Here is a 22,140-nt window from a genome sequence, read left to right as displayed (position 1 = left end):
TAGTGATCCATCCTACGGCGATAATCGAACCAGGTGCAAAACTTGGAAATAACGTATCAGTTGGCCCTTATAGCTACATCGGTAACGATGTTACTATTGGTGATAACTGTATCATCGAATCTCATGTGGTTGTAAAAGGCCCATCGACGATTGGTTCTGGTAACCATATTTTCCAATTTGCTTCGGTCGGTGAAGCGTGCCAAGACAAAAAGTACGCGAATGAGCCTACAACCTTGATCATTGGTGACAACAATGTGATCCGTGAGTGTGCGACCATTCACCGTGGTACGATTCAAGACCAAGGTGTAACAAAAATTGGTAGCAACAACTTATTTATGGCTTACACACACGTTGCGCATGATGCAGTAGTGGGTGATAACGTTATTTTTGCTAATAATGCCTCTGTTGCTGGCCACGTACACGTAGGTGACTGGGTGATCCTTGCTGGTAATTCAGGTGTTCACCAGTTCTGTAAAATTGGTTCACATGCCTTTGTTGGTATGTACTCAGGTGTTAATAAAGATGTGCCACCATTTGTAACGACCATTGGCACGCCGGCAGGCCCTGTAGCAATCAATACTGAAGGCATGAAACGCCGTGGTTTTGAAAGCGATGAAATCATGGCAACACGCCGTGCATATAAAACGCTTTACCGTAAGAGTTTAGGTGTTGAAGAAGCAATCGCTGAGCTAAGTGAAGATGCTGCGAAGTATCCAGCTGTTCAGTTGATGATAGACTTCGTGAAAAGCTCTGAGCGCGGAATTATTCGCTAATCAAAAGCTAATTACTAAAAGCCACCGTAAGGTGGCTTTTTTGTTTTTATAGTTCAGGTTTTGCTAAGTCAGTGCTTGTTATCTTCACGACAAAAAAGGATCTAGTAATATGAATAAACTCATCATCTTTGCATTGTTAAGCTTAATAATAAGTGGTTGTAGTAGTGCGCCTTCGGTATCTAAAGGAGCAATAGAAAAAGGCAAAGCCAGTTATTACGCTGATAAATATCATGGCCGAATGACAGCAAGTGGTGAGGTGTTTAATCAACAGGCATGGAGCGCGGCTCATCAAACGCTTGGCTTTGGCAGCAGAGTGAGGGTCACCAATATTAGTAACAATAAAAGTGTGATTGTTACCATTAATGACCGCGGCCCATTTATCCGCGGTCGTATTATCGATTTATCAAAAAAGGCGTTTTCACAAATTGCCTCAGTCAAGCAAGGTGTGATTGACGTTACTGTTGAGCAGCTCGATTAAAAACGGGTAATAAGCTCTACGTAGTCGGCTTCATTAGCCATCAATTCAGCATGACTTGCAAAGGCTCTTACTTGTCCTTGTTCTAACCAAATAACCTTATCAACACGACTTAGCATTGCTGGGTCGTGGGTAATGGTCAACATGGTTTTATCTGCCCATATTTTCTCAAGTGTAGTCAGCAAGTTTTGCTTAGTGTGGTTATCTAGACTCTCTGTTGGCTCATCAAGAATGATTAAATTACCTTGCCTTAATAGGGCTTGAGCTATGGCAATACGACGTGACTGACCATGAGAAAGCTTTCTGCCTGCGGTTCCTAAGCGGGTATTAAGGCCGGCTTTTAAGTTCTTAAGCCAAGAGCCAAGTTCAGCGTTTTCACAGGCTTCAATTAGCATCTCATCTGTCGCATCAAAAGCTGCATAACGAAGATTTTCACGTAGCGTGCCATCAAAAATATGATGCTGCTGGGCAACTATCGTTAGCTGCTTAAAGCGTGTTGCAGTGCTCAAGCTTTCAAGTTCAAAATTATCTTGCTTGGTGGTGAGCTTTAATGAGCCTGATTGCAGCGGCCAAAGGCCCGTGAGTAAGTTAACTAGAGTGGTTTTGCCACTGCCACTGGCACCGACTAGGGCAACTTTACTGCCGGGTGTAATCGCAAAATTGATATTGCTAAGGGCTTTACTTTTTGCCCCCAAGTATTGGTAATTGACCTCGCTTAGCTCAAGACCAAGCCCTGATTTGTCAGCTAATTGGTTTGCTAGCTGATCATCTAAGTTGTTTGGCTTTTCGGCTAAGCTGTTGTGTTTATCTTCAAGATCAAACAGTCGCTTTGCGGCACTTAAAGTAAGCGGCAATTCAATAAATGCCGTAGGCAGGGTGAGCACGGTTTCAAAGCTTGCTAATACAAATAACGCGAGCATCGCCAGTTCAACGTTTTTCATACTCCCCATTGCAACCAGTGGAATTATCATAAAGACACTGGCCAGCATGGTGAGTTGGATCACCAAAGTGCTTAAACCATTACTGTTTGCCACGGCTTTGTGGTGATTATAGAGCTGGTTGTTGTATTGTTTACTGAGTGAGTCACAATGCGCTAATTGCGCCGCGTGTGCTTGATAGACAGCAAGCTCTCTGGCACCTGATAGTGTATCGGCAAGTTCAGATCTTAACTCGGCTGAGAGCTGGGTTTCTGTATCCGCTTGTTGATGAAGCTTATGGCTTAACAATGCGGGAAGCAGCACGCCAATAATCATCAGTGAAGTAAAGCACACTAATGCAACCTCAGCGTTATACATGGCCATGAAGGCCATTACTATAGGAATGCTGATCAAGGCGACAATAATCGGCAGCAGTACATTGAGGTAGAATTTATCCAGCGCATCTACATCATTCTGTAGCCGGTTAAATAAATCGCTACTACGACTCATTGCTAAGTCAACATTGTTCAGTTGGCTCAGAGTCTTGAACATGTTTACGCGAATTTCGCTCAGTAATAAAAAGGTAGCATTATGAGTTATCATCCGCTCACCGTAACGAGACGCTGTGCGCACGATAGCTAAAAAGCGGATCACTCCAGCTGGGGTAAAGTAATTCATCTGCACACCCGCAATGCCCGCCGCTGCCATGGCTGCTAAAAACCACCCAGATATTGCGAGCAAGCCCACATTAGCGAGTACCGTTAAGCTTGCTAAAAAAGCCCCTAAAAGCAACATGCCAGTATGAGGTTTGCACAGTTTTAATAGACGTATAAATTTATGCATGGGCGTCACCTTGACTCACCAGTTTAGCAAATAGGCCAGCTTGCTCAGTCAGTTGCTGGTACTGACCAGATTCAACAATGTGACCTTGTTGCAGAACGTAAATATTATCGGCGTGTTTAACCGTATTCAGTCGGTGAGCAATAACCAGCACTAAGTGATCTTTTGCATAATCGCGGATTGCTTGGTTGATTAAATGCTCGGTTTGGCTGTCTAAGTGAGCGGTAGGCTCATCTAACATCAGCACTGGGGCATTCTTCAAAAATGCACGGGCAAGGGCTATGCGCTGCTTTTGCCCACCAGAGAGGCCTTCGCCTTGTTCACCTAGCAAGCTATCAAAGCCATCAGGTAAGGCAGTAATAAACTCAAGTGCGCCAGCTTTACTTGCTGCTTCATCGAGTTCTGTTTGGCTTGCATTGGGTTTAGCTAAACGCAGGTTCTCTGCAACGGTCCGATAAAATAACGTGGCTTGCTGTGGGATCCACGCCAGCTGTGCTTGCCAATCAGCTAATGCAGTATCACTAAGTGGTTGCCCGTTAATGCTAATGGCACTATTGGCCTGATGATGAAAACCCAATAGGCAATCAAACAAGGTACTTTTACCCGAGCCACTTTCACCCACAAAGGCAATTAAGCCTGTGCTTGGCAGGGCTAAGTTGATATCAGTTACCCCTTCGTTTGTTTCTGGGTAATGAAAGGTAAGCGCATTCAGCTGTATATCTTTTATCGGTAACTCAAGTTTAGATGTACCCAAATTTTCATCAGCGTCGTTTTGATTGATTATGTCGACCATATCAGCAGCGGCACTGATCCCTTCAAGTTTTGCATGATAATGAGTGCCCATTTGTCGAAGTGGTAAGTAAAACTCAGGGGCTAGTAGTAACACCACAAATCCAGTGGCAAAATCGAGCGTTCCAAAAAATAATCTAAAGCCAATGATAACGGCAACAAGTGCCACACTAATGGTGGCTAAAAACTCAAGGGCGAAAGACGATATAAAGGCGACTTTCAATACACCCATGGTTGCTCCACGGTAATCATCAGAAATCTGACTGATGCTATTTAGCTCACGCTTGGTTGCATTAAAGAGCTTGAGTTGAGTTAGGCCTTGTAATCGGTCAAAAAAGTAATTGCCAAGTACCGCGAGTTGTTGCCAGCGGTCTTGGTTTAACTGCTCCGCTTTATGGCCCACTAAAATCATAAAAAAGGGGATCAGCGGGGCAGTTAAAAGGAATATGAGGCCTGCTTTGTAATCGGTTGGAAAAATCACCACTAATATCGCTAATGGAATAAGCGCACTGTAAGCCACACTTGGAATATAGTTGGCGTAATATTGATGCAGTGCTTCAACCCCATTATGTAAGGTGTTAAGTGTTGCGCCATGACCTTTTTGTTCACTGTAGGCTGGCCCAAGTTTGCTGAGCTTTTCTAGCAGTGTATTTCGCATCACGTTCTTTATTTTTAACGCGGCGAGGTTACTCACTCGTTCACTTAGGGCAACCAACAAAGCACGAACTAAAATTAGCCCAGCCAGCGGCCATAATAATGGGCTTACGGCTTGCAAGTTTGCTTGTTCAAACATGACTTGATGAGCCGCGTTTGCAAGAAGATAACAAGAGGCAATCATTAATAGGGCGTTGAGTGTGCCCAAACTAATGCTTAATTTAAGAAGCCCTGAAGCGGACTGACTATATTGCTTTAAAAAAGCGCGCAGCGTTTGTTGCTGCGCGCGATTTGGTCGGGGTTTAGTTGTCATCGGTGTTTTTGAGTCTCGCGTAAAGCTCTAGCTCATCATCAGCAATCGAATCTTTATGTTGGTGAAATTCGTACCACATTACGTTGATCACCCCAAGGGTACAGGCTAATAGAACACCTAAAATCCAGGCAAAATACCACATAATTAAATCTCCTTAGTAGCTACCGTGCGTGTTGTTTTCGATTTCACTGATGGTTACTTTGCGCCACATCTTCACATAGCACCATGTTGTGTAAATAAGAATAAGTGGTACAAAAATAACTGCTGCAATAAACATCACGTTGAGAGTCATATGGCTCGAAACCGCATCCCACATAGTTAAACTAATATTTGGGTTGTTACTCGAAGGCATAACGAACGGGAACATTGACATACCCGCAGTTAAAATTACGCCTGCAAGCATTAAGCTTGATGCAATCAGGGCCATTGCTGGTTTTTGTAATTTAGATAACACAATCGCCAGTGCCGCCATCACGAATGCAAGGGCAGGGAACAGCATGGTTAATGGCATTTTTGTATAGTTATCAAGCCATGCACCCGGTGCCTGCGTGACTGTTTTACCAAGCGGGTTTGCAAAACCTTGAGTATCACCCATGCTAACGATTTTATAACCGTCAATTTGCGATACCCACACACCTGCCAAGGCAAACAACACAATAAACGCCATCAGCGCATATTGACCGTATTGTGCTGAGCGTTTTGCAACCTCTGCATCCGTACGAAGTTGTAGCCACATGCCTGCATGACCAACCAACATCAGTACGCTTACTAAGCCTACAACAATGGCAAATGGGTTTAATAACGCAAAGAATGAACCTTGATAACTAACACGCAGTAGGTCGTCGATATGATAAGGCACGCCCAGTAATAAGTTACCAAATGCCACACCAAATACTAAAGCAGGGATAAAGCTGCCTGCAAATAAGCCCCAATCCCAGTTGTTTCGCCAACGTGGTGAGTCTATTTTTGAGCGGTAATCAAAACCAAGCGGTCTGAAAAATAACGCAAATAACACCAGCATCATAGCAAAGTAAAAGCCAGAGAACGCGGCCGCGTATACCATAGGCCAAGCAGCAAACAGTGCACCCCCAGCGGTGATGAACCAAACTTGGTTACCATCCCAGTGAGCACCTATGGTGTTAATTACAGTACGGCGCTCCACATCGGTTTTACCAACTAGGCGAAGCAAAATTGCCACACCCATGTCCATGCCATCGGTCACTGCAAAGCCAATCAGTAATACACCAATTAACAGCCACCAGATTAGTTTTAATGTTTCGTAATCAAAAATCATGACTGAGCTCCTTGGCTTGCAAGTGAATCTGCTTTAGCAAGTTCATGGTGATATTTACCAATATGAAGCGAGCTTGGACCTTGTTTAATAAAGCGCAGCATTAACCAGCCTTCTACAGCAGCAAGCCCTGTGTAAAAGATAATGAAGCCAGTAATGCTGATAAGTAAATCGTTTACCGTCAGAGATGAGGTTGCCAAGAAGGTTGGTAGAATCTCTGAAATAGCCCATGGTTGGCGGCCATATTCAGCAACAATCCAACCAAATTCAATGGCAATCCACGGCAGTGGAATACTCCATACCGCAGCCCATAATAACCAGCGTTTTTGCTCAATAATGCGGTGCGCGTTGTAATAAAATGCAAGCACGAATACGCCTAGCATGATCACACCGCAACCGACCATAATTCTGAAGGACCAAAACATAGGGCCAACTTTAGGGAACGAATCTTTCACTGCTTTTTGAATGTGCTCTTCTGTGGCATCTACCACGTTAGGCGTATAGCGTTTTAGTAGTAAACCATAGCCAAGGTCGTCTTTTAAGCTATCGAATTTTGCAATGTTTTCTGGAGTGTCTTCACCACCTCGAAGCTTCTCTAAGTATTCGTATGCAACCATGCCATTACGAATTCGTACTTCGTGTTGCTTTTCTAGATCTTTAATACCCGTTACCTGTTCATCAATAGAGCGAGTTGCAATGATGCCCAGTGCATAAGGTATTTTAACAGCAGCGTGGGTGACTTGCTCTTCTGAATCAGGAATACCGACCAGAGTGAATGCAGCAGGGGCTTCTTCGGTGTGCCACTCAGCTTCAATGGTTGCGAGTTTAACTTTTTGTACCTCGCCAACTTCGTAGCCAGATTCATCACCAAGTAAAATAACACAAAGGATAGACGCTAAACCAAACCCAGAAGCAACCGAAAACGAGCGTTTAGCAAAAGCAAGATCGCGACCTTTTAGGATGTACCAGCTACTAATGCCCAGTACAAACATAGATGCTGCAACATACCCTGCCGAAACGGTATGAATAAACTTAACTTGTGCGACGGGATTGAATACCAGTTCAGCAAAGCTGGTCATTTCCATGCGCATGGTTTGATAATTAAACTCAGCCCCTACAGGGTTTTGCATCCAACCATTGGCAATCAAAATCCATAAAGCTGAAAGGTTAGTACCTAGAGCCATAAGGAAAGTTGCAGCTAAATGCTGACGTTTTGTTAGTCGCTCCCAACCTAAAAAGAACATACCGACAAAGGTTGACTCTAAAAAGAATGCCATTAAGCCTTCAATCGCCAGTGGAGCGCCAAAAATATCGCCCACGTAGTGAGAGTAGTAAGACCAGTTGGTACCAAACTCGAACTCCATGGTTAGACCTGTCGCCACACCAATCGCAAAGTTAATACCAAATAACTTACCCCAGAATTTAGTCATATCACGATAAATTTCGCGACCAGTCATCACGTAAACGGATTCCATGATCACCAAAATCCACGTCATACCTAAAGTAAGGGGAACAAATAGGAAGTGAAAGAGGGCAGTGATTGCAAACTGCAATCGCGATAGATCCACAAATGTTTCATCTATCATTGTTTAGCTCCTTGTTAGCGAGTGCGGTAGACACGACAAATTATTGGTTATGAAGTTTCAGTAATTATTGAAACTTTGTGAATATTAACCTTGTATCCATTTTAGTCAATAGAAAAATAAGAAAATAAGATTAAATAATTGTTCATCATTTCTACAGACTAGAGATTAAAGCCTAACTTTTCAATCGATTAATTACCTTATCGAAAACTTTTAGCCAGTTTTTATAGAACAAAAAGATTACTCACTTATAGGTATTCTCTCGGCTAAAAAATTAATTGTTTACTTTCTTAGCTGGTTACCTAGGTTAATGAATAAGCACTTATTTAAATTCTAGTATTAATTACTCGTGTGACATTTATCCGACTGCTAAAACACGGTAAACTCATTTTTATTAGTGCCAAAAGTTGCGAATTATCAACGAATGAAAGAACAAACAAAGCCGTTACGTATTGCCTTGGTGGCAGGTGAGTTATCAGGTGATATTTTAGGTGAAGGGCTAGTAAAAGCACTTAAACGCCGTTTTCCAGATGCCATATTTGAGGGGATTGCAGGCCCGCGTATGCAAGCGGCTGGCTGTAAAACATTATTCGATATGGACGAATTATCTGTAATGGGCTTAGTTGAAGTACTTGGCCGATTACCGCGCCTACTAAAAATACGTAAACAATTGGTGCAGCATTTTATCGATAACCCACCAGATGTATTTATTGGTATCGATGCCCCTGACTTTAACTTGCGAGTTGAAAAGCCGCTAAAAGAGGCGGGTATTAAAACAGTACAATATGTTAGCCCGTCAGTGTGGGCGTGGCGCGAAAAACGCATTCATAAAATCAGTGCCGCCACTAACTTAGTGTTGGCATTATTGCCGTTCGAAAAAGCCTTTTATGATAAGCACGATGTACCTTGTACGTTTGTGGGTCATACTCTGGCTGATGATATTGCTCTTGAGCACGACCAAACCGAGGCTCGTAATCAACTTGGATTGGCACAAACAGATAAAGTACTTGCATTACTACCTGGTAGTCGAGGTTCTGAAGTAGGGCTTTTAAGCGAAACTTACATTGAAACAGCGGCGAAATTACAAGCGCAAAATCCTGACCTTAAAATTGTGGTGCCGTTAGTCAATGAAAAACGAAAAGCACAGTTTTGTGAGATTTTAGAAAAAACAGCCCCTGATCTAAAACTGCAATTATTGGATGGTCAGTCAAATCTTGCAATGCAAGCCGCTGATGCCATTTTGCTAGCCTCAGGAACCGCAACACTTGAAGGTATGCTGTATAAAAAGCCGATGGTTGTGGGCTACAAAATTAAGCCATTGAGTTACTGGATTTTCAAAACCTTATTCACGTTTAACATTAAGTATTTCTCGTTGCCTAATTTATTAGCCGATGAAGAACTCGTCCCAGAGTACCTACAAACTGAGTGTAATGTTGAAAACCTATCGGCTGCGCTAACACCTATGCTTAATACCGATAACAGCGAACTAAAAGCGCGCTTTTTAGCCATACATAAAAACATTAGATTAAATGCCAATGAACAAGCTGCAGCAGCAGTCGCGGAGTTACTAAATGCAAATTGAACGACCGAATGTTAATTATATTGCTGGTGTAGATGAAGTTGGCCGTGGTCCATTGGTCGGTGATGTTGTAACTGCTGCGGTAATACTGGACCCAAATCAGCCAATTGCAGGGTTAGCCGATTCTAAAAAGTTATCAGACAAAAAACGTCAATTATTAGCGGCAGAAATAAAAGAAAAAGCCCTGTGCTATGCTATTGGCCGTTGTAGCCCAACTGAGATTGATGAGCTAAATATTTTACATGCCACCATGCTCGCGATGAGCCGCGCAGTTGAAGGCTTAAGTGTAAAGCCAGAGTTTGTTTTTATTGATGGTAACCGTGTGCCTAGTCAATTAACTGTGCCAGCACAGGCGGTAGTAAAAGGCGATAGCCTAGTTGAAGAGATTTCGGCGGCATCTATTCTAGCGAAAGTTGCCCGTGACGAAGAAATGATTGAGCTTGATAAGCGTTATCCTGACTATGGCTTTGCAGGTCATAAGGGCTATCCAACTAAAGCGCACTTTGCGGCACTCGAACAATACGGGGCAATTGCAGAGCATCGTAAGAGCTTTAAACCTGTTCAGCGCATTTTGGCGTTAAAAGGAGAGCAACTGTAATGCCTGCGCCGCAATTTGTTCACTTACGTGTTCACTCAGATTTCTCAATGGTGGATGGCCTCGCTAAAACTAAGCCAATTGTCGCTAAAGCAGAAGAGCTGCAAATGCCTGCGTTGGCTATCACAGATCAGATGAACTTATGTGGTTTGGTGCGTTTTTATGGTGCTGCCCATGGCGCTGGGATTAAGCCTATTGTCGGCGCAGATTTTTGGCTCAGAAGCCCTGAATTTGAAGATGAACCTAGCCGAATTACCATCTTAGCGAAAGATAACGAAGGCTATAAAAACCTCACCTTGTTGATCTCTAAAGCGTACCAACGCGGACATTTATTTCATCGGCCTGTGGTTGACCGTGAATGGCTGGTGGAGCACAAAAGTGGCCTAATTTTATTATCTGGCGCTAAAGATGGCGACTTAGGTAAAGCATTATTAAAAGGTAACCCTGGGCTTATAGAATCGGTCGTTAGCTTTTATAAGCAACATTTTAGCGATCATTATTACATTGAGCTTATTCGTACGGAACGTGCTTTAGAAGAAGACTATTTACACCTAGCTGTTGAGCTTGCCGCAAAAGAGCAGTTACCTGTAGTGGCAACTAACGAAGTAGTATTTTTAAAGCCAGAAAACTTTGAAGCCCATGAAATCCGCGTTGCAATCCATGACGGTTACACCTTAGAAGATAAACGTAGACCAAAACGTTTTTCTGAGCAGCAATACCTTAAAACGGCTGAGCAAATGGCTGAGCTATTTAGCGATATTCCTGAAGCGCTAGAAAACACTGTTGAAATTGCTAAGCGCTGTAATGTGACCGTGCAGCTCGGGACTTACTTCTTACCAGATTACCCAACCGGTTCGCTAAAAATTGAAGACTTCTTGGTTAAGGTCTCTGAAGATGGTCTTGAAGAGCGTTTACAGTTTTTATTCCCAGATGAGCAAGAGCGAAAAGAAAAACGTGGCGAGTATGATGAGCGTCTGAAAATAGAGCTCGACGTAATCAACCAAATGGGTTTCCCAGGTTACTTCTTGATCGTAATGGAGTTCATTCAGTGGAGTAAAGATAACAATATTCCGGTAGGTCCAGGGCGTGGTTCTGGTGCAGGTTCATTGGTTGCTTATGCACTGAAGATCACCGACCTCGATCCACTCGAATTTGACTTACTATTCGAACGTTTCTTGAACCCAGAACGTATCTCAATGCCCGATTTCGACGTCGATTTTTGTATGGATAGGCGTGATGAGGTAATTGATCACGTAGCGGCGCTTTATGGTCGTGACGCGGTATCTCAGATCATTACCTTTGGTACCATGGCTGCAAAAGCGGTTATCCGTGACGTAGGCCGTGTACTTGGTCACCCTTACGGCTTTGTTGATCGTATTTCTAAACTAGTACCGGGCGATCCGGGCATGACCTTGGCTAAAGCGTTTGATGTTGAGCCGCGTTTACAAGAAGCCTACGACGGTGATGAAGAGGTCAAAGAGCTTATTGATATGTGTCGCATCCTTGAAGGCTGTACACGTAACGCCGGTAAGCACGCTGGTGGTGTTGTAATATCACCCACCACAATCACTGACTTTGCCGCTCTTTATTGTGATGATGAGGGTAAATTCCCGGTAACACAATTTGATAAAAACGACGTCGAGACGGCGGGTTTAGTAAAGTTTGACTTCTTAGGTCTTAGAACACTTACCATCTTGCAGTGGGCACTTGATATGACTAACGAGCGCTTAGCTCGTGAGGGTAAAAAGCCCGTTGATATCAACGCTATTCCACTTGATGATAAGCCAAGTATTGAGTTACTGCTACGCGCCGAAACCACCGCGGTATTCCAGCTCGAATCTCGTGGTATGAAAGACCTTATTCGTCGTCTAAAGCCCGACTGCTTCGAGGATATGATCGCACTGGTAGCACTATTTCGCCCAGGTCCATTGCAATCAGGCATGGTAGATAACTTTATCGACCGTAAGCATGGCCGCGAAGAGTTATCTTACCCAGATGCGCAGTGGCAACACGATAGCTTGCAACCAATCCTTGAGCCAACCTACGGTATCATTCTTTATCAAGAACAAGTAATGCAAATTGCCCAGGTACTGGCTGGTTATACGCTAGGTGGCGCTGATATGCTGCGTCGTGCGATGGGTAAGAAAAAGCCAGAGGAGATGGCAAAGCAACGTTCAACCTTCGAAGAAGGCGCTGTTAAAAACGGAGTTGACGGCGAACTTGCAATGAAAATCTTCGACTTGGTAGAGAAGTTCGCAGGTTATGGCTTCAATAAATCTCACTCAGCTGCTTATGCCTTAGTATCGTACCAAACGCTGTGGATGAAAACCCACTACCCAGCAGAGTTTATGGCTGCGGTAATGTCGGCAGATATGGATAACACCGATAAAATTGTTACCTTGGTAGATGAATGTGAAAACATGAAACTGACCTTGTTACCGCCAGATGTCAATGCCGGTGAGTACAAGTTTACGGTTAATCTACAAGGTGAAATTGTTTACGGTATCGGTGCCATTAAAGGAGTTGGTGAGGCGCCTGTTGAAGCTATTTTAGAAGCTCGTAGCGAAGGTGGCCCGTTTAAGGACTTATTTGATTTTTGTGCCCGTGTTGACTTAAAGCGTTTAAACAAGCGTGTTGTTGAAAAGCTTATTTATGCCGGAGCGCTCGACCAACTTGGCCCAGATAAAACCCAGCCTGGCCGTGCAACCTTACTCGCAAGCTTAAAAGATGCCATGCGGGCGGCCGATCAGCACCATAAGGCTGAGTCACTTGGGCAGGCAGATTTATTTGGATTACTTGCTACAGAGCCAGATGAAGTTGAACAAGCATTTATTAAAGCCACAGATTTAACCGACAATGAGTGGCTAGACGGTGAGAAAGAAACTTTAGGGCTGTACTTAACTGGCCACCCAATTAATCAGTATCGTAAAGAGTTAAAGCATTATACATCAGGAAGGCTGGTCGATTTACAACCCACTAACCGCGATGTGCAGTCAACGGCTGCAGGCTTAGTGATCTCTGCTCGTACTTTGATAAACAAAAAGGGAAATCGATGGGGTCTTGTAACTTTAGATGACAAGAGTGCCCGTATTGATGTACGCTTATTCCCAGAACAGTTTGAAATGTACCAAGATTTGCTGCAAGTAAACAATATCTTGGTAATATCTGGACAGGTCAGCTTTGATAACTTCTCTGGTGGCATTACAATGACCGCTAGAGACATATGCACCATCGCACAGGCGCGAGAAAAACGTATAAAAGCGATTAAAATGACCTTGAATATGGTGCAGATCGAGGCGAACTTCTTCGATAATTTACAAAAAGTGCTGGAACCTTATAAGTTTGGTACTTGTCCTATTAAAGTATTCTATCAACGTCCGGATGCGTTGGCTGAGATTACTTTAGGAACCGAATGGTGTGTTACGCCGAGTGATGACTTAATTCACAAGTTATCGCTGATGGCGGCGCAAGATGTAGAACTAGAATTTAACTAATTAGGTAGTTTAGAGCATGAGCCTCAATTATCTTGATTTTGAGCTTCCAATCGCTGAATTAGAAGCAAAAATTGAAGAATTACAAAATGTAAGCCGCGCTGGCGAATTAGACCTTGGATTAGAAGAGGAAGTCAGTCGATTAAAAGAGAAAAGTGCTGAAATGAAAGAGAAAATTTTCTCTGAATTAGGTGCTTGGCAGGTTTCTCAGTTAGCCCGTCATCCGTTGCGTCCTTATACTCGTGATTACATCGAGCGCATTTTCACGGAATTTGACGAACTAGCAGGCGACCGTACTTTTGCTAACGACCCAGCTATTTTAGGTGGTGTTGCACGTTTTGAAGGTCAACCAGTGATGGTTATTGGCCAACAAAAAGGGCGTGACACGGCTGAAAAAATTAAACGCAACTTTGGTATGCCAAAGCCAGAAGGTTACCGTAAAGCATTACGCTTAATGGAAATGGCTGAGCGTTTCAAAATGCCAATCATGACTTTTATCGACACCCCTGGTGCATACCCAGGTGTTGGCGCTGAAGAGCGTGGTCAAAGTGAAGCAATTGCGCGTAATCTTAAAGTAATGGCTGCGTTAAAAGTACCCACTATCTGTACTGTTATCGGTGAAGGTGGTTCTGGTGGTGCATTAGCTATTGGTGTGGGCGACCGCGTTAACATGTTGCAATACAGCACTTACTCTGTAATTTCGCCAGAAGGTTGTGCATCAATCTTATGGAAAAGCGCAGACAAGGCACCATTAGCTGCAGAAGCCATGGGTGTAACAGCTGCACGTGTTAAAGAGCTTGATTTAATCAACAACGTAATTGATGAGCCACTTGGTGGCGCACATCGGAATTACGATGCGATGGCGCGTAATCTCAAAAACCAACTTAAACGTGACCTAGCTGATTTACAAGGCCTTTCACTAGATGAAATGCTTGATCAGCGTTACAAACGTTTAATGTCGTTTGGCTATTGCTAAACACAGCTTAAAATTGAAAAAAGCCGCTTTTGCGGCTTTTTTTGTTTTATAATGCCGATAACAAAGACGCTTGTATACTCGTTGGTTTTTAATGCAAACATCAGATTTATACCACCATTTTTTAGCACAATTGCTGCCTTTGCTGAACGCTCAGCAAAGTTGCTTTAGCGTTGCCTTATCTGGCGGTGTAGATTCGGTTGTATTGTTACATTTAATGAAGCAAGCTCAACAGCAGCACTCTGAACTTAAAATTGAAGCTGTGTATGTTAATCATGGTTTGAGCAAGTATGCTGATGAGTGGCAAGGGTTTTGCCAATCGCTATGTGAAGAGCTCGATGTCTCATTTAAAGCTGTGCAGGTTGAAATTCATCAGCGCTCGCGTACATCACTTGAGGCACAGGCACGAGAGGCACGATACCAAGCACTCGACGAAAACTGTATGTTAGGTAGTGTAATACTGCTTGGCCAGCACTTAAATGATCAACTTGAGACCTTCTTACTTCGTCTAAAGCGCGGCTCAGGCTTGCAGGGCTTAGCATCAATGCCACAAACACGATTATTAGCGTCTGGGCGTGTGTGTTTTAGACCATTGATTAATATCTCGCGTGAGCAAATTGAACAATTTGCCGATGAATTTGCTATTACTCATATCACCGATGATTCAAATGTTGATGAGCGCTTTGAACGCAATTTTTTACGTCATCAGGTTCTGCCTATTTTAACGAAGCGTTTTCAAGGGTTTGAAAAAAGCGCAGCGCGCAGTATTCGGCTTTTACAGCAACAGCAATCACTGCTCGATGAATATACGCAAAGTGACCTTGCGCATTGCCAAAATTCGCAGGGTGGCTTAAGTTGTCAGGCAATTTCGCCCTTTAGCCAGCCCAGACAAGCAAACCTTGTCCGTGCGTGGCTTAACCAGTTTACCCATCAACTACCTTCTGAGAATCAGCTACAGCAAATTATTGAGCAAGGTTTAACGGCAAAAGCCGATGCCCAGTTAAAAATTTGTTTGCAAAGCGGTGATGTTCGTCGGCATCAGCAGCATTGGTACTTTGTGAAGGAGCAGGCAAGACCTGAGGCGATGGATATAACTTTGCAGGGCATTGAACTGACAGATGGCCGAAAACTAATAGTGAAAGCGGGCAAGGGCATTAGAAAACCAAAGCAGGATGAGCAAGTAAGGGTTGAGTTTAATAAGCCACAAGCACGTATCAAACCTTTATATAAACCCGGCTCAAACACCTTAAAACATTGGTTTAAAGATGCCAAAGTAGCTCCTTGGTTACGTGCGCAGACACCACTAATTTTTTATAACGATCAACTTGTGCAAGTTGTTGGCTACTTTGTTAGTGAACAGCACAGTGTTGAAGATGGAATTCTTTGGGAGACACTCTATGAGTGAACAACCTCATGTAGGTTTATCACTAGTTAATAAAGCACCACTAGGTTTTGCGTTGTCGGTGCTAGTGGCTGTAGTTGCTGGTTTTGCTTATACAGAGCTGACAATAAATACACTTTTTTATGCACTAGCTGGCGGCCTAGTATGCTCATTATTGCTGCTAGGTTACTGGTCAGGCAAAGGCGGTATTTTCTTTATATTGGGCGTGCTTACGCCGCTGGCATTAGTGATGGTATCGCCCCTTACCACCATGGCTGCCTTGCTTTACTTATTAAGCGGCTTCTTCGCTGGTTTTTGGTTAGTATTATTTGGTTATAAACTTATAAACAAAAAAGCCTAGCGGGGGATGCTAGGCTTTTACTCAATTAGTAAGCTCTTGCGCAGTTTCTTCCTGCTGCTTTTGCCTTATAAAGGCCCTTGTCAGCACGGGCAAACACTTCGTTTTCGCAGTCTTGGTTGTTGGCTAGCGTATAACCAATGCTTGATGTTACATCATATTGAGCCATCAACCCTGAGTTAGCAACTAAGCTCATAATGCGATCAGCTATCACCTTATTGGTGGTAAACTCAGGGTCATCGATTAATAATGCAAACTCATCTCCACCAAAGCGGAAAATCGAGTCAGTGCCGCGCACACTACTGCGCAGTACGTTAGCAAATTCTTGTAACACATCATCGCCAATTTTATGACCAAAGTTATCGTTTACTTGTTTAAAGTTATCTAAATCAAGCAACATTAAGCTAAATGGGCGATGTTGACGGCGGCAACGTTCTAGCTTTTGTGCCAAGCTGTCATTAAATTGACTACGGTTATTTAAGCCTGTTAGCGCATCTTTAGTCGCTAAACGTAATACGCGGGTGTACATAAGCGCATTACGTAATGGGTAAACGAGGGCTGTATGGAGCTGCTTTAATTTTGCTTCAATCGCTTTACCCATAGGGAACTGACTAAAGTAAATTAGCTGCCCTAAGCGTTCACTTTCGATATCTAAATCAAAAGAGTACGGTGTTTGGCTGGTATCGCTGCCTGCGCTTTGTGACACTCCGAGTGCAGATTGGAACTGTAAGCCAGATAAATTGATTAGTTGCTTTGCGTGCTCGGCAAAAATAGTCAAAATTTCTTCGATTGATAACGTGGTTTGTAACTTTGCGACCAAATCGTGTGGACTATTTGTTTCATTTATTCGGTAATGCTCTGCCGAAAACGGCAGAAACTCGCCTCGCGCAGACACCCGCTGCGTCAAAATATGGACATTTTCCATGATAATTCTCCCCCCGGAGTGTTTAGATACCCCCATGTAGCGAGATTTGTGCCATATTTTTAAACTGGCCGAAAAACAGATGGTTGCTATATTTAAAAGAGAAACCAGTTTTGTCACCAAGTCTAGGGAGTTGATTGCTTGCAAAATGTGCTGATCCAAGTGTTTGGCTTGCTCGTCGCTGCCGTATTATTTGTTTGGTTTTTCAAGCGAATTGGTTTACCACCCATTCTTGCTTATCTTGCGACAGGTGTAATGGCAGGGAGTCATGGTATTGGCTGGATGGCGCAAAGCCATGAAATGCACTTTGTTGCTGAGCTCGGCATTGTGTTTTTACTGTTTAGCTTAGGGCTTGAGTTTTCATTGCCGCGTTTAATGGCAATGCGCAATATTGTATTTGGCCTTGGCTCCTTACAGGTCGTGGTGACCAGCATAGTGTTTATGCTAATTTTACTGCTGCTTGAGCACAGCCTTTTAAACAGTTTTACTATTGCTAGTTTAATGGCGCTGTCTTCAACAGCGGTGGTGGTTAAGCTACTTAAAGAATCTGGAGATTTAAACCAGCGCCGCGGCCAGTTGGCAATAGGGGTGTTGCTGTTTCAAGATATTGCTGTTGTCCCTCTGCTCATTGTTTACCCCTTGCTAGCCCAAAGTGGCTCTGAAGAAATTGCCGGTGCATTGGCTTTTGCACTTACTAAAGGTGCTTTAGTGTGTATTTTATTGTTCGGCATAGGTAAATGGATTTTGCCTAAAGTGTTTAGCGAAATAGCGCTGGTAAGAACCGATGAACTATTTATGCTAACGACTTTATTGGTTGCCTTGTTTGCTGCAGGCTTGACTTACCTATTTGGTTTATCGATGGCGTTAGGCGCCTTTTTAGCCGGCATGATGTTAGGAGAAAGCCATTATCGTCACCAACTTGAAGCCGATATTAGACCATTTCGCGATATATTAATGGGGCTATTCTTTGTGACTGTTGGTATGCAGCTAGATGTGCTTTATGTACTTAATAGTTGGTACTGGATCATCGCGGTATTAATTGGTTTATTGCTATTTAAAATAGCGGTGCTTGCGATTGCTGCGCAAGTGATGGGGGAGCGAAAGCAAGATGCGGTATCAGCGGGTATTATGCTTTGGCAAATGGGAGAATTTGGCTTTGTATTAATTGCACTTGCTTCGCAGCATTTGCTGATAAGCTCAGAGCAAGCTTCGTTTTTAATTGCAGTTGGCGTGCTTTCGATGGCGCTAACGCCTTACTTAATTGAAAAAACACCGCTTATTCTCAAAAAACTTGGCCTTTTAAGCCATGCAGGACAGTACTGGCAACAGCCCGCGACAAGTAGCCCTTTGTATCAAAATCATGTCGTTATTTGTGGTTTCTCCCGTGTTGGGCAAACTGTTGCGCGCTTTTTAAAGCCAGAAGCAATTGAATACGTCGCGGTCGAAAGTAACCCTATCTTATTGCAAGAAGCGAAAGCGGCTGGTGAACCGGTTATATTTGGCCATGTGAATCAAAAAGATATTTTAAAATCAGCGGGCGTTGAGCGTGCAAGGTTGGTGATTATTACCTTTACCGATTTTGAGCAAACGCAAATAGTTGTTGATGCCATCAAACAAATAGCACCTGATGTAAAGATATTGGTACGAATGCGCGATGATACCGAAATGGAAACGCTTAAAGAACTCGGTGTTACTGAGGTGGTACCAGAAACCCTTGAAGCAAGTTTAATGTTAGTTTCGCATGTACTTTATATGTCTGGTGTGCCGATGACACGGATCATACGCCGTGTTAGTAAAGAGCGGCGCAACCGTTATAAGTTCTTAAATGGCTTTTTCACTGGCGATAAACTCGATGGTGAAGAGGCCAGTTCAGATAGGCTTGAGTATTTACATGTTATAGCTCTGCCAGAACACGCTTATGCGGTTAATCAGAAAATTAGTGAGCTTAAACTTGAGCAGCGCCGTGTGTCGGTTAGAGCGCTGCGCCGACAAGACCGTGAAATTGACGCGCCTTCATCACAAACTATTTTATTAGCAGGCGATATTTTAGTGCTGCAAGGAAAGCCTCGCCGAGTAGAGCGGGTCGAACGGTTTTTACTCGACGGTATGGAGTAGCGATTAGCTACTCCAACTCTAAAAATTTACGAATTTCAGGTAGCTTTTTAAGGCCATCTTGGTAGCCAATTTCTATGAGCTTTTGGGTATAACGTTTTTCAAACAGTAAGTAGCTCGTTAAACTCGATTGCGAACGTTTCTTAACACCAATCATACGTAGTAACACCTTAATTGCCATGGGCATGTCATCATAAAACTGAGCTGCGATTGCATTAAAGTTTTGCGATGGATTGATCACGCAAGTTTCGATTTGTTTAAGCTCTTGGTGTTTGTCGCGTGCAGGTAATAGGCTCAGCGTGCGATTGATACGTTGTAAACGTTCTAAATCAGACTGAAGTGTGTCGGTAAAGACGCTATCGAGTAAGTGACCAGCAATATTGGAAAGGCCAGGGTAATGAGGCTGATATCCCGGCGGATGCAGTTCTTTTGGTTCATCAACACCAATAATAAAGATTTTTTCAGCACCTAAATGAACCGACGGACTCAGTGGCGAAAGTTGGTGAATAGAGCCGTCGCCGAAATAGTGGTTATACACATTCACACTTGGGAACACCATAGGTATGGCACTCGACGCCATTAAGTGCTCAACATTTATGCGGGTTGCTTGTCCTTCACGTTTTGCTCTGCGCCACGGCTTTTGTGTAAGTGACTGAAAAAATGCCACAGAGTCACCTGTGGTATAGCTCGAAGCAGTAATCGACACTGCATCTAGGTAGTTTTTATGCAGGTTTCGTTCGATACGTGATAAATCGAGTATTTCGTGTAGCAGTTTTCGCAGCGGCTTATTGTTCAGTAAACTCGCTGGTGGGTGATTTATATGTTCAGATTGAAAACTTGTAAGCATGTTGCGGGTAATATGCAAAAACACACTTAAAAAGTCGCTTTTATAAACCTGAGAGGTCGAAAAATTCTTCCACACCCATTCAAGTTTTTTGCATGCTAAATGCGCACACGATGCATAACATGCTAATGCAGCGGAATTAATTGCGCCAGCTGATGTCCCATTAATAATAGTAAAGGGCAGCGGTGCTGTACGAGGCATGCTTTGCGTTATCGCTTTAAGCACACCAACTTGATAAGCCGCTCGCGCGCCACCACCTGTTAGTAATAAAGCGATTTTAGAGTGCTGTGTTTTTTTTAACTTACTGCTCATGGTTGCATTTAAATAGTTGTGCGTCTTTACTTTATTTATCAACTGTAAGTCTTTAAGCTAGAAGAAGCAAAGATTAGCTCAAGGCTAAATGGTTTTTTCGTATTTTTATCTGTTTTATTTTTAAGGGAGTGTCTATGTCAGAGCATTCGTCAGAGCCTGAAGTACAAAAGGGTTCATCAAATAACAACCTGATTTTTGCGGTGGTTGTGCTTATCCTTGTTGCTGGTGTGGCAGCGTTTATTTTATTGAAGCCTGAAGATAAACCAGTGCAAGTTGTTGAAGACATTGTCAGCGAACAAGCGCCAGTTGTTGAGTATCAAGAGCCAGAGCCTGACCCAGAACCTGAAGTGACAGAGCCTGAGCCAGAGCCCGTTGTTGTAGATACTGCACCAGAGCGCACTCCAGAGCCAGTTCCAGAAGTTGAGCCACTACCAACGTTAAATGAAAGCGATGAAGTGGTTGTTGCTCGTATGGATGAGTTACTAAGCGACCAAGTGATGAGCTTAATGGTGACTGATGATCTTATTCGCCGTGGTGTTGTGTACGTTGATAACATCGCAAAAGGTAAAGTGGCAGTTAGCCATGCACCTGTAGAACGCCCTAAAGAGTCGTTTAAAGTTATTGAGGGCGATATCTTAACAATCGACCCAAATAGCTATGAGCGCTATACACCTTACGTAAAACTATTTACTAGCTTAAGCGCTGCTCAAGTTATTCGTATGTATGATGAATATAAACCCCTTATCAGTGAAGCTTATGCAGAAATTGGTTACGAAGGTGATGCATTCACAGGCACGTTAGAAGAGGCGATTGATGTACTGCTTGATACGCCAGAGCCAAAAGGTGATATGCCACTCGTTCGTAACTCAGTTACTTATCAATATGCTTACTCTGAGTGGGAAAACTTACCCGATGCGCAAAAACAATTGCTGCGTATGGGCCCAGAAAATATGAAGAAAGTGAAAGCTGCGCTGCGCAACATTAAAGCTGAACTTGAAAAGTAAGCGATAACCCCCTTAATGACAGTGCGATTGTATACCAAGTATGCAATCGCACTTTCTTTTTCGAATACCCCTTGAATAACTGGCTAAAAGTAGAGATAATCCCTCCCGCGCCAAACAAGGCCCTCAATGGTAGTCTTATTGGTCCTCTCGCAACACTAGCAGGTGAACCTGGTCAGGCCCGGAAGGGAGCAGCCACAGCGTGTGACGTGTGTGCCGAGATGCGGCTGGTAAGACTGCCACCCAAAATCTTATTTGGGTGACTTATTTCATTTAAATTCCTTTTAAATCTTTTTAGAACCAATCTTTTATTCTTGTATTAATCTAACTTTCTTTGAGCTTTTTATTTCTTAAGTTATCAAGACATCCACTTTAAGGTTATCTAGGCACCCAAAAAAGGTTAACTAGCCACCCAAGTTAAACAATATAAATTCAGGCTCAATGTTGATGATTTGATTGAAGATGACACAGCTGGTTAGGTACAGGTAATAAAGTTATTCGGACACCCACTTTTGTAGGTATTTTAATAACTAATTTTAAAGCCGACTTGCTTAGTCGTTCTAAATTAATTTACAGATAAATGTTATGTTTAGGTGATTCTGTAGACATTGTCTGATTAGCGCCTGATTTGGGCAAGCTTAGCTCAAAGGCAGACCACTTTAAACATTTTCGAGTTTCGGTTTAGGCAAATAGTGCACGACTAGTGCTAATAGAGCTTCTCCGTTTTCGTTTCATGTGATTTGTGTAAGCTGTGATTGCTTGTTCTTTACCAGCAGTATTTTTAAACGAGCGAGTAAAGGAAGTGGTGAGTGTAAGCCAGTTGTCAGTACAAATATCTAGTCTTTCAAGTATTGGTAATGCATCTTCTGGGATTTTCCCTGGTTTATCTTCTCGTATTGAGCGACCAGTCCAATCAACGAGTTGCAGGTATGTTTTG

The 22,140-nt window shown here is 43.2% G+C and carries 17 protein-coding genes, 1 other RNA gene and 1 pseudogene; 11 read left to right on the top strand and 8 right to left on the bottom strand.

The window, feature by feature from the left end; all coding sequences use genetic code 11:
- Nucleotides 1-2 precede the first annotated feature (2 nt).
- Nucleotides 3-773, top strand: coding sequence for an acyl-ACP--UDP-N-acetylglucosamine O-acyltransferase (gene lpxA / locus CWB80_RS07510; RefSeq protein WP_054553112.1), 771 nt, complete (start codon nucleotides 3-5; stop codon nucleotides 771-773).
- A 109-nt stretch (nucleotides 774-882) separates the two neighbouring features.
- On the top strand, nucleotides 883-1,251 hold the full coding sequence (locus tag CWB80_RS07505; protein ID WP_054553111.1) for a septal ring lytic transglycosylase RlpA family protein: 369 nt from the start codon (nucleotides 883-885) through the stop codon (nucleotides 1,249-1,251).
- Here the strand turns inward: CWB80_RS07505 and cydC are convergent.
- From cydC to CWB80_RS07480, 5 genes are read right to left on the bottom strand one after another with little or no spacing between them, the layout of a single operon-like run.
- Nucleotides 1,248-3,008 (bottom strand): thiol reductant ABC exporter subunit CydC, encoded by a 1,761-nt coding sequence (cydC, locus tag CWB80_RS07500; protein WP_138599321.1) that lies wholly within the window; start codon nucleotides 3,006-3,008, stop codon nucleotides 1,248-1,250. The genes CWB80_RS07505 and cydC overlap by 4 nt on opposite strands.
- The gene (gene cydD, locus CWB80_RS07495; protein WP_138599322.1) at nucleotides 3,001-4,761 is read right to left on the bottom strand and encodes a thiol reductant ABC exporter subunit CydD; all 1,761 of its coding nucleotides are present in this window, start codon (nucleotides 4,759-4,761) and stop codon (nucleotides 3,001-3,003) included. The genes cydC and cydD overlap by 8 nt, the downstream gene beginning before the upstream one ends.
- Nucleotides 4,751-4,903 (bottom strand): cytochrome bd-I oxidase subunit CydX, encoded by a 153-nt coding sequence (gene cydX, locus CWB80_RS07490; RefSeq protein ID WP_054553108.1) that lies wholly within the window; start codon nucleotides 4,901-4,903, stop codon nucleotides 4,751-4,753. Before cydX ends, cydD begins: the two co-directional genes overlap by 11 nt.
- Before the next feature lie 12 nt (nucleotides 4,904-4,915).
- Nucleotides 4,916-6,055 (bottom strand): cytochrome d ubiquinol oxidase subunit II, encoded by a 1,140-nt coding sequence (gene cydB / locus CWB80_RS07485; protein ID WP_138599323.1) that lies wholly within the window; start codon nucleotides 6,053-6,055, stop codon nucleotides 4,916-4,918.
- Nucleotides 6,052-7,638: a cytochrome ubiquinol oxidase subunit I gene (locus CWB80_RS07480; protein WP_138599324.1), complete on the bottom strand. Its 1,587-nt coding sequence runs from the start codon at nucleotides 7,636-7,638 to the stop codon at nucleotides 6,052-6,054. Before CWB80_RS07480 ends, cydB begins: the two co-directional genes overlap by 4 nt.
- 421 nt (nucleotides 7,639-8,059) lie before the next feature.
- Between CWB80_RS07480 and lpxB the strand changes: the two genes are divergently transcribed.
- From lpxB to CWB80_RS07450, 6 genes are all read left to right on the top strand, one after another.
- Nucleotides 8,060-9,217, top strand: coding sequence for a lipid-A-disaccharide synthase (gene lpxB, locus CWB80_RS07475; protein ID WP_054553105.1), 1,158 nt, complete (start codon nucleotides 8,060-8,062; stop codon nucleotides 9,215-9,217).
- A complete protein-coding gene (rnhB, locus tag CWB80_RS07470; RefSeq protein WP_138599325.1) occupies nucleotides 9,207-9,812 on the top strand; it encodes a ribonuclease HII in 606 nt (201 codons plus the stop codon). Before lpxB ends, rnhB begins: the two co-directional genes overlap by 11 nt.
- On the top strand, nucleotides 9,812-13,303 hold the full coding sequence (dnaE, locus tag CWB80_RS07465) for a DNA polymerase III subunit alpha (RefSeq protein ID WP_054553103.1): 3,492 nt from the start codon (nucleotides 9,812-9,814) through the stop codon (nucleotides 13,301-13,303). The genes rnhB and dnaE overlap by 1 nt, the downstream gene beginning before the upstream one ends.
- Before the next feature lie 16 nt (nucleotides 13,304-13,319).
- Nucleotides 13,320-14,276 carry an acetyl-CoA carboxylase carboxyl transferase subunit alpha gene (gene accA, locus CWB80_RS07460; protein WP_054553102.1) on the top strand — a complete coding sequence of 319 codons (957 nt, stop codon included), beginning with the start codon at nucleotides 13,320-13,322 and terminating at the stop codon, nucleotides 14,274-14,276.
- A gap of 91 nt (nucleotides 14,277-14,367) precedes the next feature.
- On the top strand, nucleotides 14,368-15,678 hold the full coding sequence (gene tilS / locus CWB80_RS07455; RefSeq protein WP_138599326.1) for a tRNA lysidine(34) synthetase TilS: 1,311 nt from the start codon (nucleotides 14,368-14,370) through the stop codon (nucleotides 15,676-15,678).
- Nucleotides 15,671-16,015 (top strand): hypothetical protein, encoded by a 345-nt coding sequence (locus CWB80_RS07450; RefSeq protein WP_138599327.1) that lies wholly within the window; start codon nucleotides 15,671-15,673, stop codon nucleotides 16,013-16,015. Before tilS ends, CWB80_RS07450 begins: the two co-directional genes overlap by 8 nt.
- 25 nt (nucleotides 16,016-16,040) lie before the next feature.
- Here CWB80_RS07450 and CWB80_RS07445 read toward each other — a convergent pair whose 3' ends face one another.
- The gene (locus tag CWB80_RS07445; protein ID WP_054553099.1) at nucleotides 16,041-16,937 is read right to left on the bottom strand and encodes a GGDEF domain-containing protein; all 897 of its coding nucleotides are present in this window, start codon (nucleotides 16,935-16,937) and stop codon (nucleotides 16,041-16,043) included.
- Between the two features lie 138 nt (nucleotides 16,938-17,075).
- On the opposite strand from CWB80_RS07445, the gene CWB80_RS07440 reads away from it, so the two are divergent.
- Nucleotides 17,076-19,049 (top strand): monovalent cation:proton antiporter family protein, encoded by a 1,974-nt coding sequence (locus CWB80_RS07440; protein WP_138599328.1) that lies wholly within the window; start codon nucleotides 17,076-17,078, stop codon nucleotides 19,047-19,049.
- 7 nt (nucleotides 19,050-19,056) lie between these two features.
- Here CWB80_RS07440 and CWB80_RS07435 read toward each other — a convergent pair whose 3' ends face one another.
- Complete coding sequence (locus CWB80_RS07435) at nucleotides 19,057-20,202, bottom strand: patatin-like phospholipase family protein (RefSeq protein WP_138599329.1); 1,146 nt, start codon at nucleotides 20,200-20,202, stop codon at nucleotides 19,057-19,059.
- A 134-nt stretch (nucleotides 20,203-20,336) separates the two neighbouring features.
- Here CWB80_RS07435 and CWB80_RS07430 point away from each other — a divergent pair, with 134 nt between their 5' ends.
- Entirely contained in the window at nucleotides 20,337-21,206 is an 870-nt protein-coding gene (locus CWB80_RS07430) for a DUF3014 domain-containing protein (RefSeq protein WP_138599330.1), read from the top strand.
- A gap of 136 nt (nucleotides 21,207-21,342) precedes the next feature.
- Nucleotides 21,343-21,439, top strand: an RNA gene (ffs, locus tag CWB80_RS07425) — signal recognition particle sRNA small type.
- Nucleotides 21,440-21,884: 445 nt separating this feature from the next.
- Here the strand turns inward: ffs and CWB80_RS22470 are convergent.
- Nucleotides 21,885-22,140, bottom strand: a pseudogene (locus tag CWB80_RS22470) (transposase); the annotation flags it as partial.

The sequence above is a fragment of the Pseudoalteromonas sp. S1650 genome (genome assembly GCF_005887195.1).
Classification (GTDB): Bacteria; Pseudomonadota; Gammaproteobacteria; order Enterobacterales; family Alteromonadaceae; genus Pseudoalteromonas; species Pseudoalteromonas simplex.
Note: the sequence above shows the minus strand (reverse complement) of the source record. Positions and strands in the feature narration are given on the sequence as shown.

Excerpts from the sequence above, each read along its gene's own strand:
- CWB80_RS07505 (WP_054553111.1), top strand. The coding sequence starts at position 883 with ATGAATAAACTCATCATCTTTGCATTGTTAAGCTTAATAATAAGTGGT.
- lpxB (WP_054553105.1), top strand. The coding sequence starts at position 8,060 with ATGAAAGAACAAACAAAGCCGTTACGTATTGCCTTGGTGGCAGGTGAG.
- cydC (WP_138599321.1), bottom strand. The coding sequence starts at position 3,008 with ATGCATAAATTTATACGTCTATTAAAACTGTGCAAACCTCATACTGGC.
- CWB80_RS07480 (WP_138599324.1), bottom strand. The coding sequence starts at position 7,638 with ATGATAGATGAAACATTTGTGGATCTATCGCGATTGCAGTTTGCAATC.
- CWB80_RS07430 (WP_138599330.1), top strand. The coding sequence starts at position 20,337 with ATGTCAGAGCATTCGTCAGAGCCTGAAGTACAAAAGGGTTCATCAAAT.
- dnaE (WP_054553103.1), top strand. The coding sequence starts at position 9,812 with ATGCCTGCGCCGCAATTTGTTCACTTACGTGTTCACTCAGATTTCTCA.
- CWB80_RS07435 (WP_138599329.1), bottom strand. The coding sequence starts at position 20,202 with ATGAGCAGTAAGTTAAAAAAAACACAGCACTCTAAAATCGCTTTATTA.
- cydB (WP_138599323.1), bottom strand. The coding sequence starts at position 6,055 with ATGATTTTTGATTACGAAACATTAAAACTAATCTGGTGGCTGTTAATT.
- accA (WP_054553102.1), top strand. The coding sequence starts at position 13,320 with ATGAGCCTCAATTATCTTGATTTTGAGCTTCCAATCGCTGAATTAGAA.
- CWB80_RS07445 (WP_054553099.1), bottom strand. The coding sequence starts at position 16,937 with ATGGAAAATGTCCATATTTTGACGCAGCGGGTGTCTGCGCGAGGCGAG.
- rnhB (WP_138599325.1), top strand. The coding sequence starts at position 9,207 with ATGCAAATTGAACGACCGAATGTTAATTATATTGCTGGTGTAGATGAA.
- cydD (WP_138599322.1), bottom strand. The coding sequence starts at position 4,761 with ATGACAACTAAACCCCGACCAAATCGCGCGCAGCAACAAACGCTGCGC.
- CWB80_RS07450 (WP_138599327.1), top strand. The coding sequence starts at position 15,671 with ATGAGTGAACAACCTCATGTAGGTTTATCACTAGTTAATAAAGCACCA.
- tilS (WP_138599326.1), top strand. The coding sequence starts at position 14,368 with ATGCAAACATCAGATTTATACCACCATTTTTTAGCACAATTGCTGCCT.
- cydX (WP_054553108.1), bottom strand. The coding sequence starts at position 4,903 with ATGTGGTATTTTGCCTGGATTTTAGGTGTTCTATTAGCCTGTACCCTT.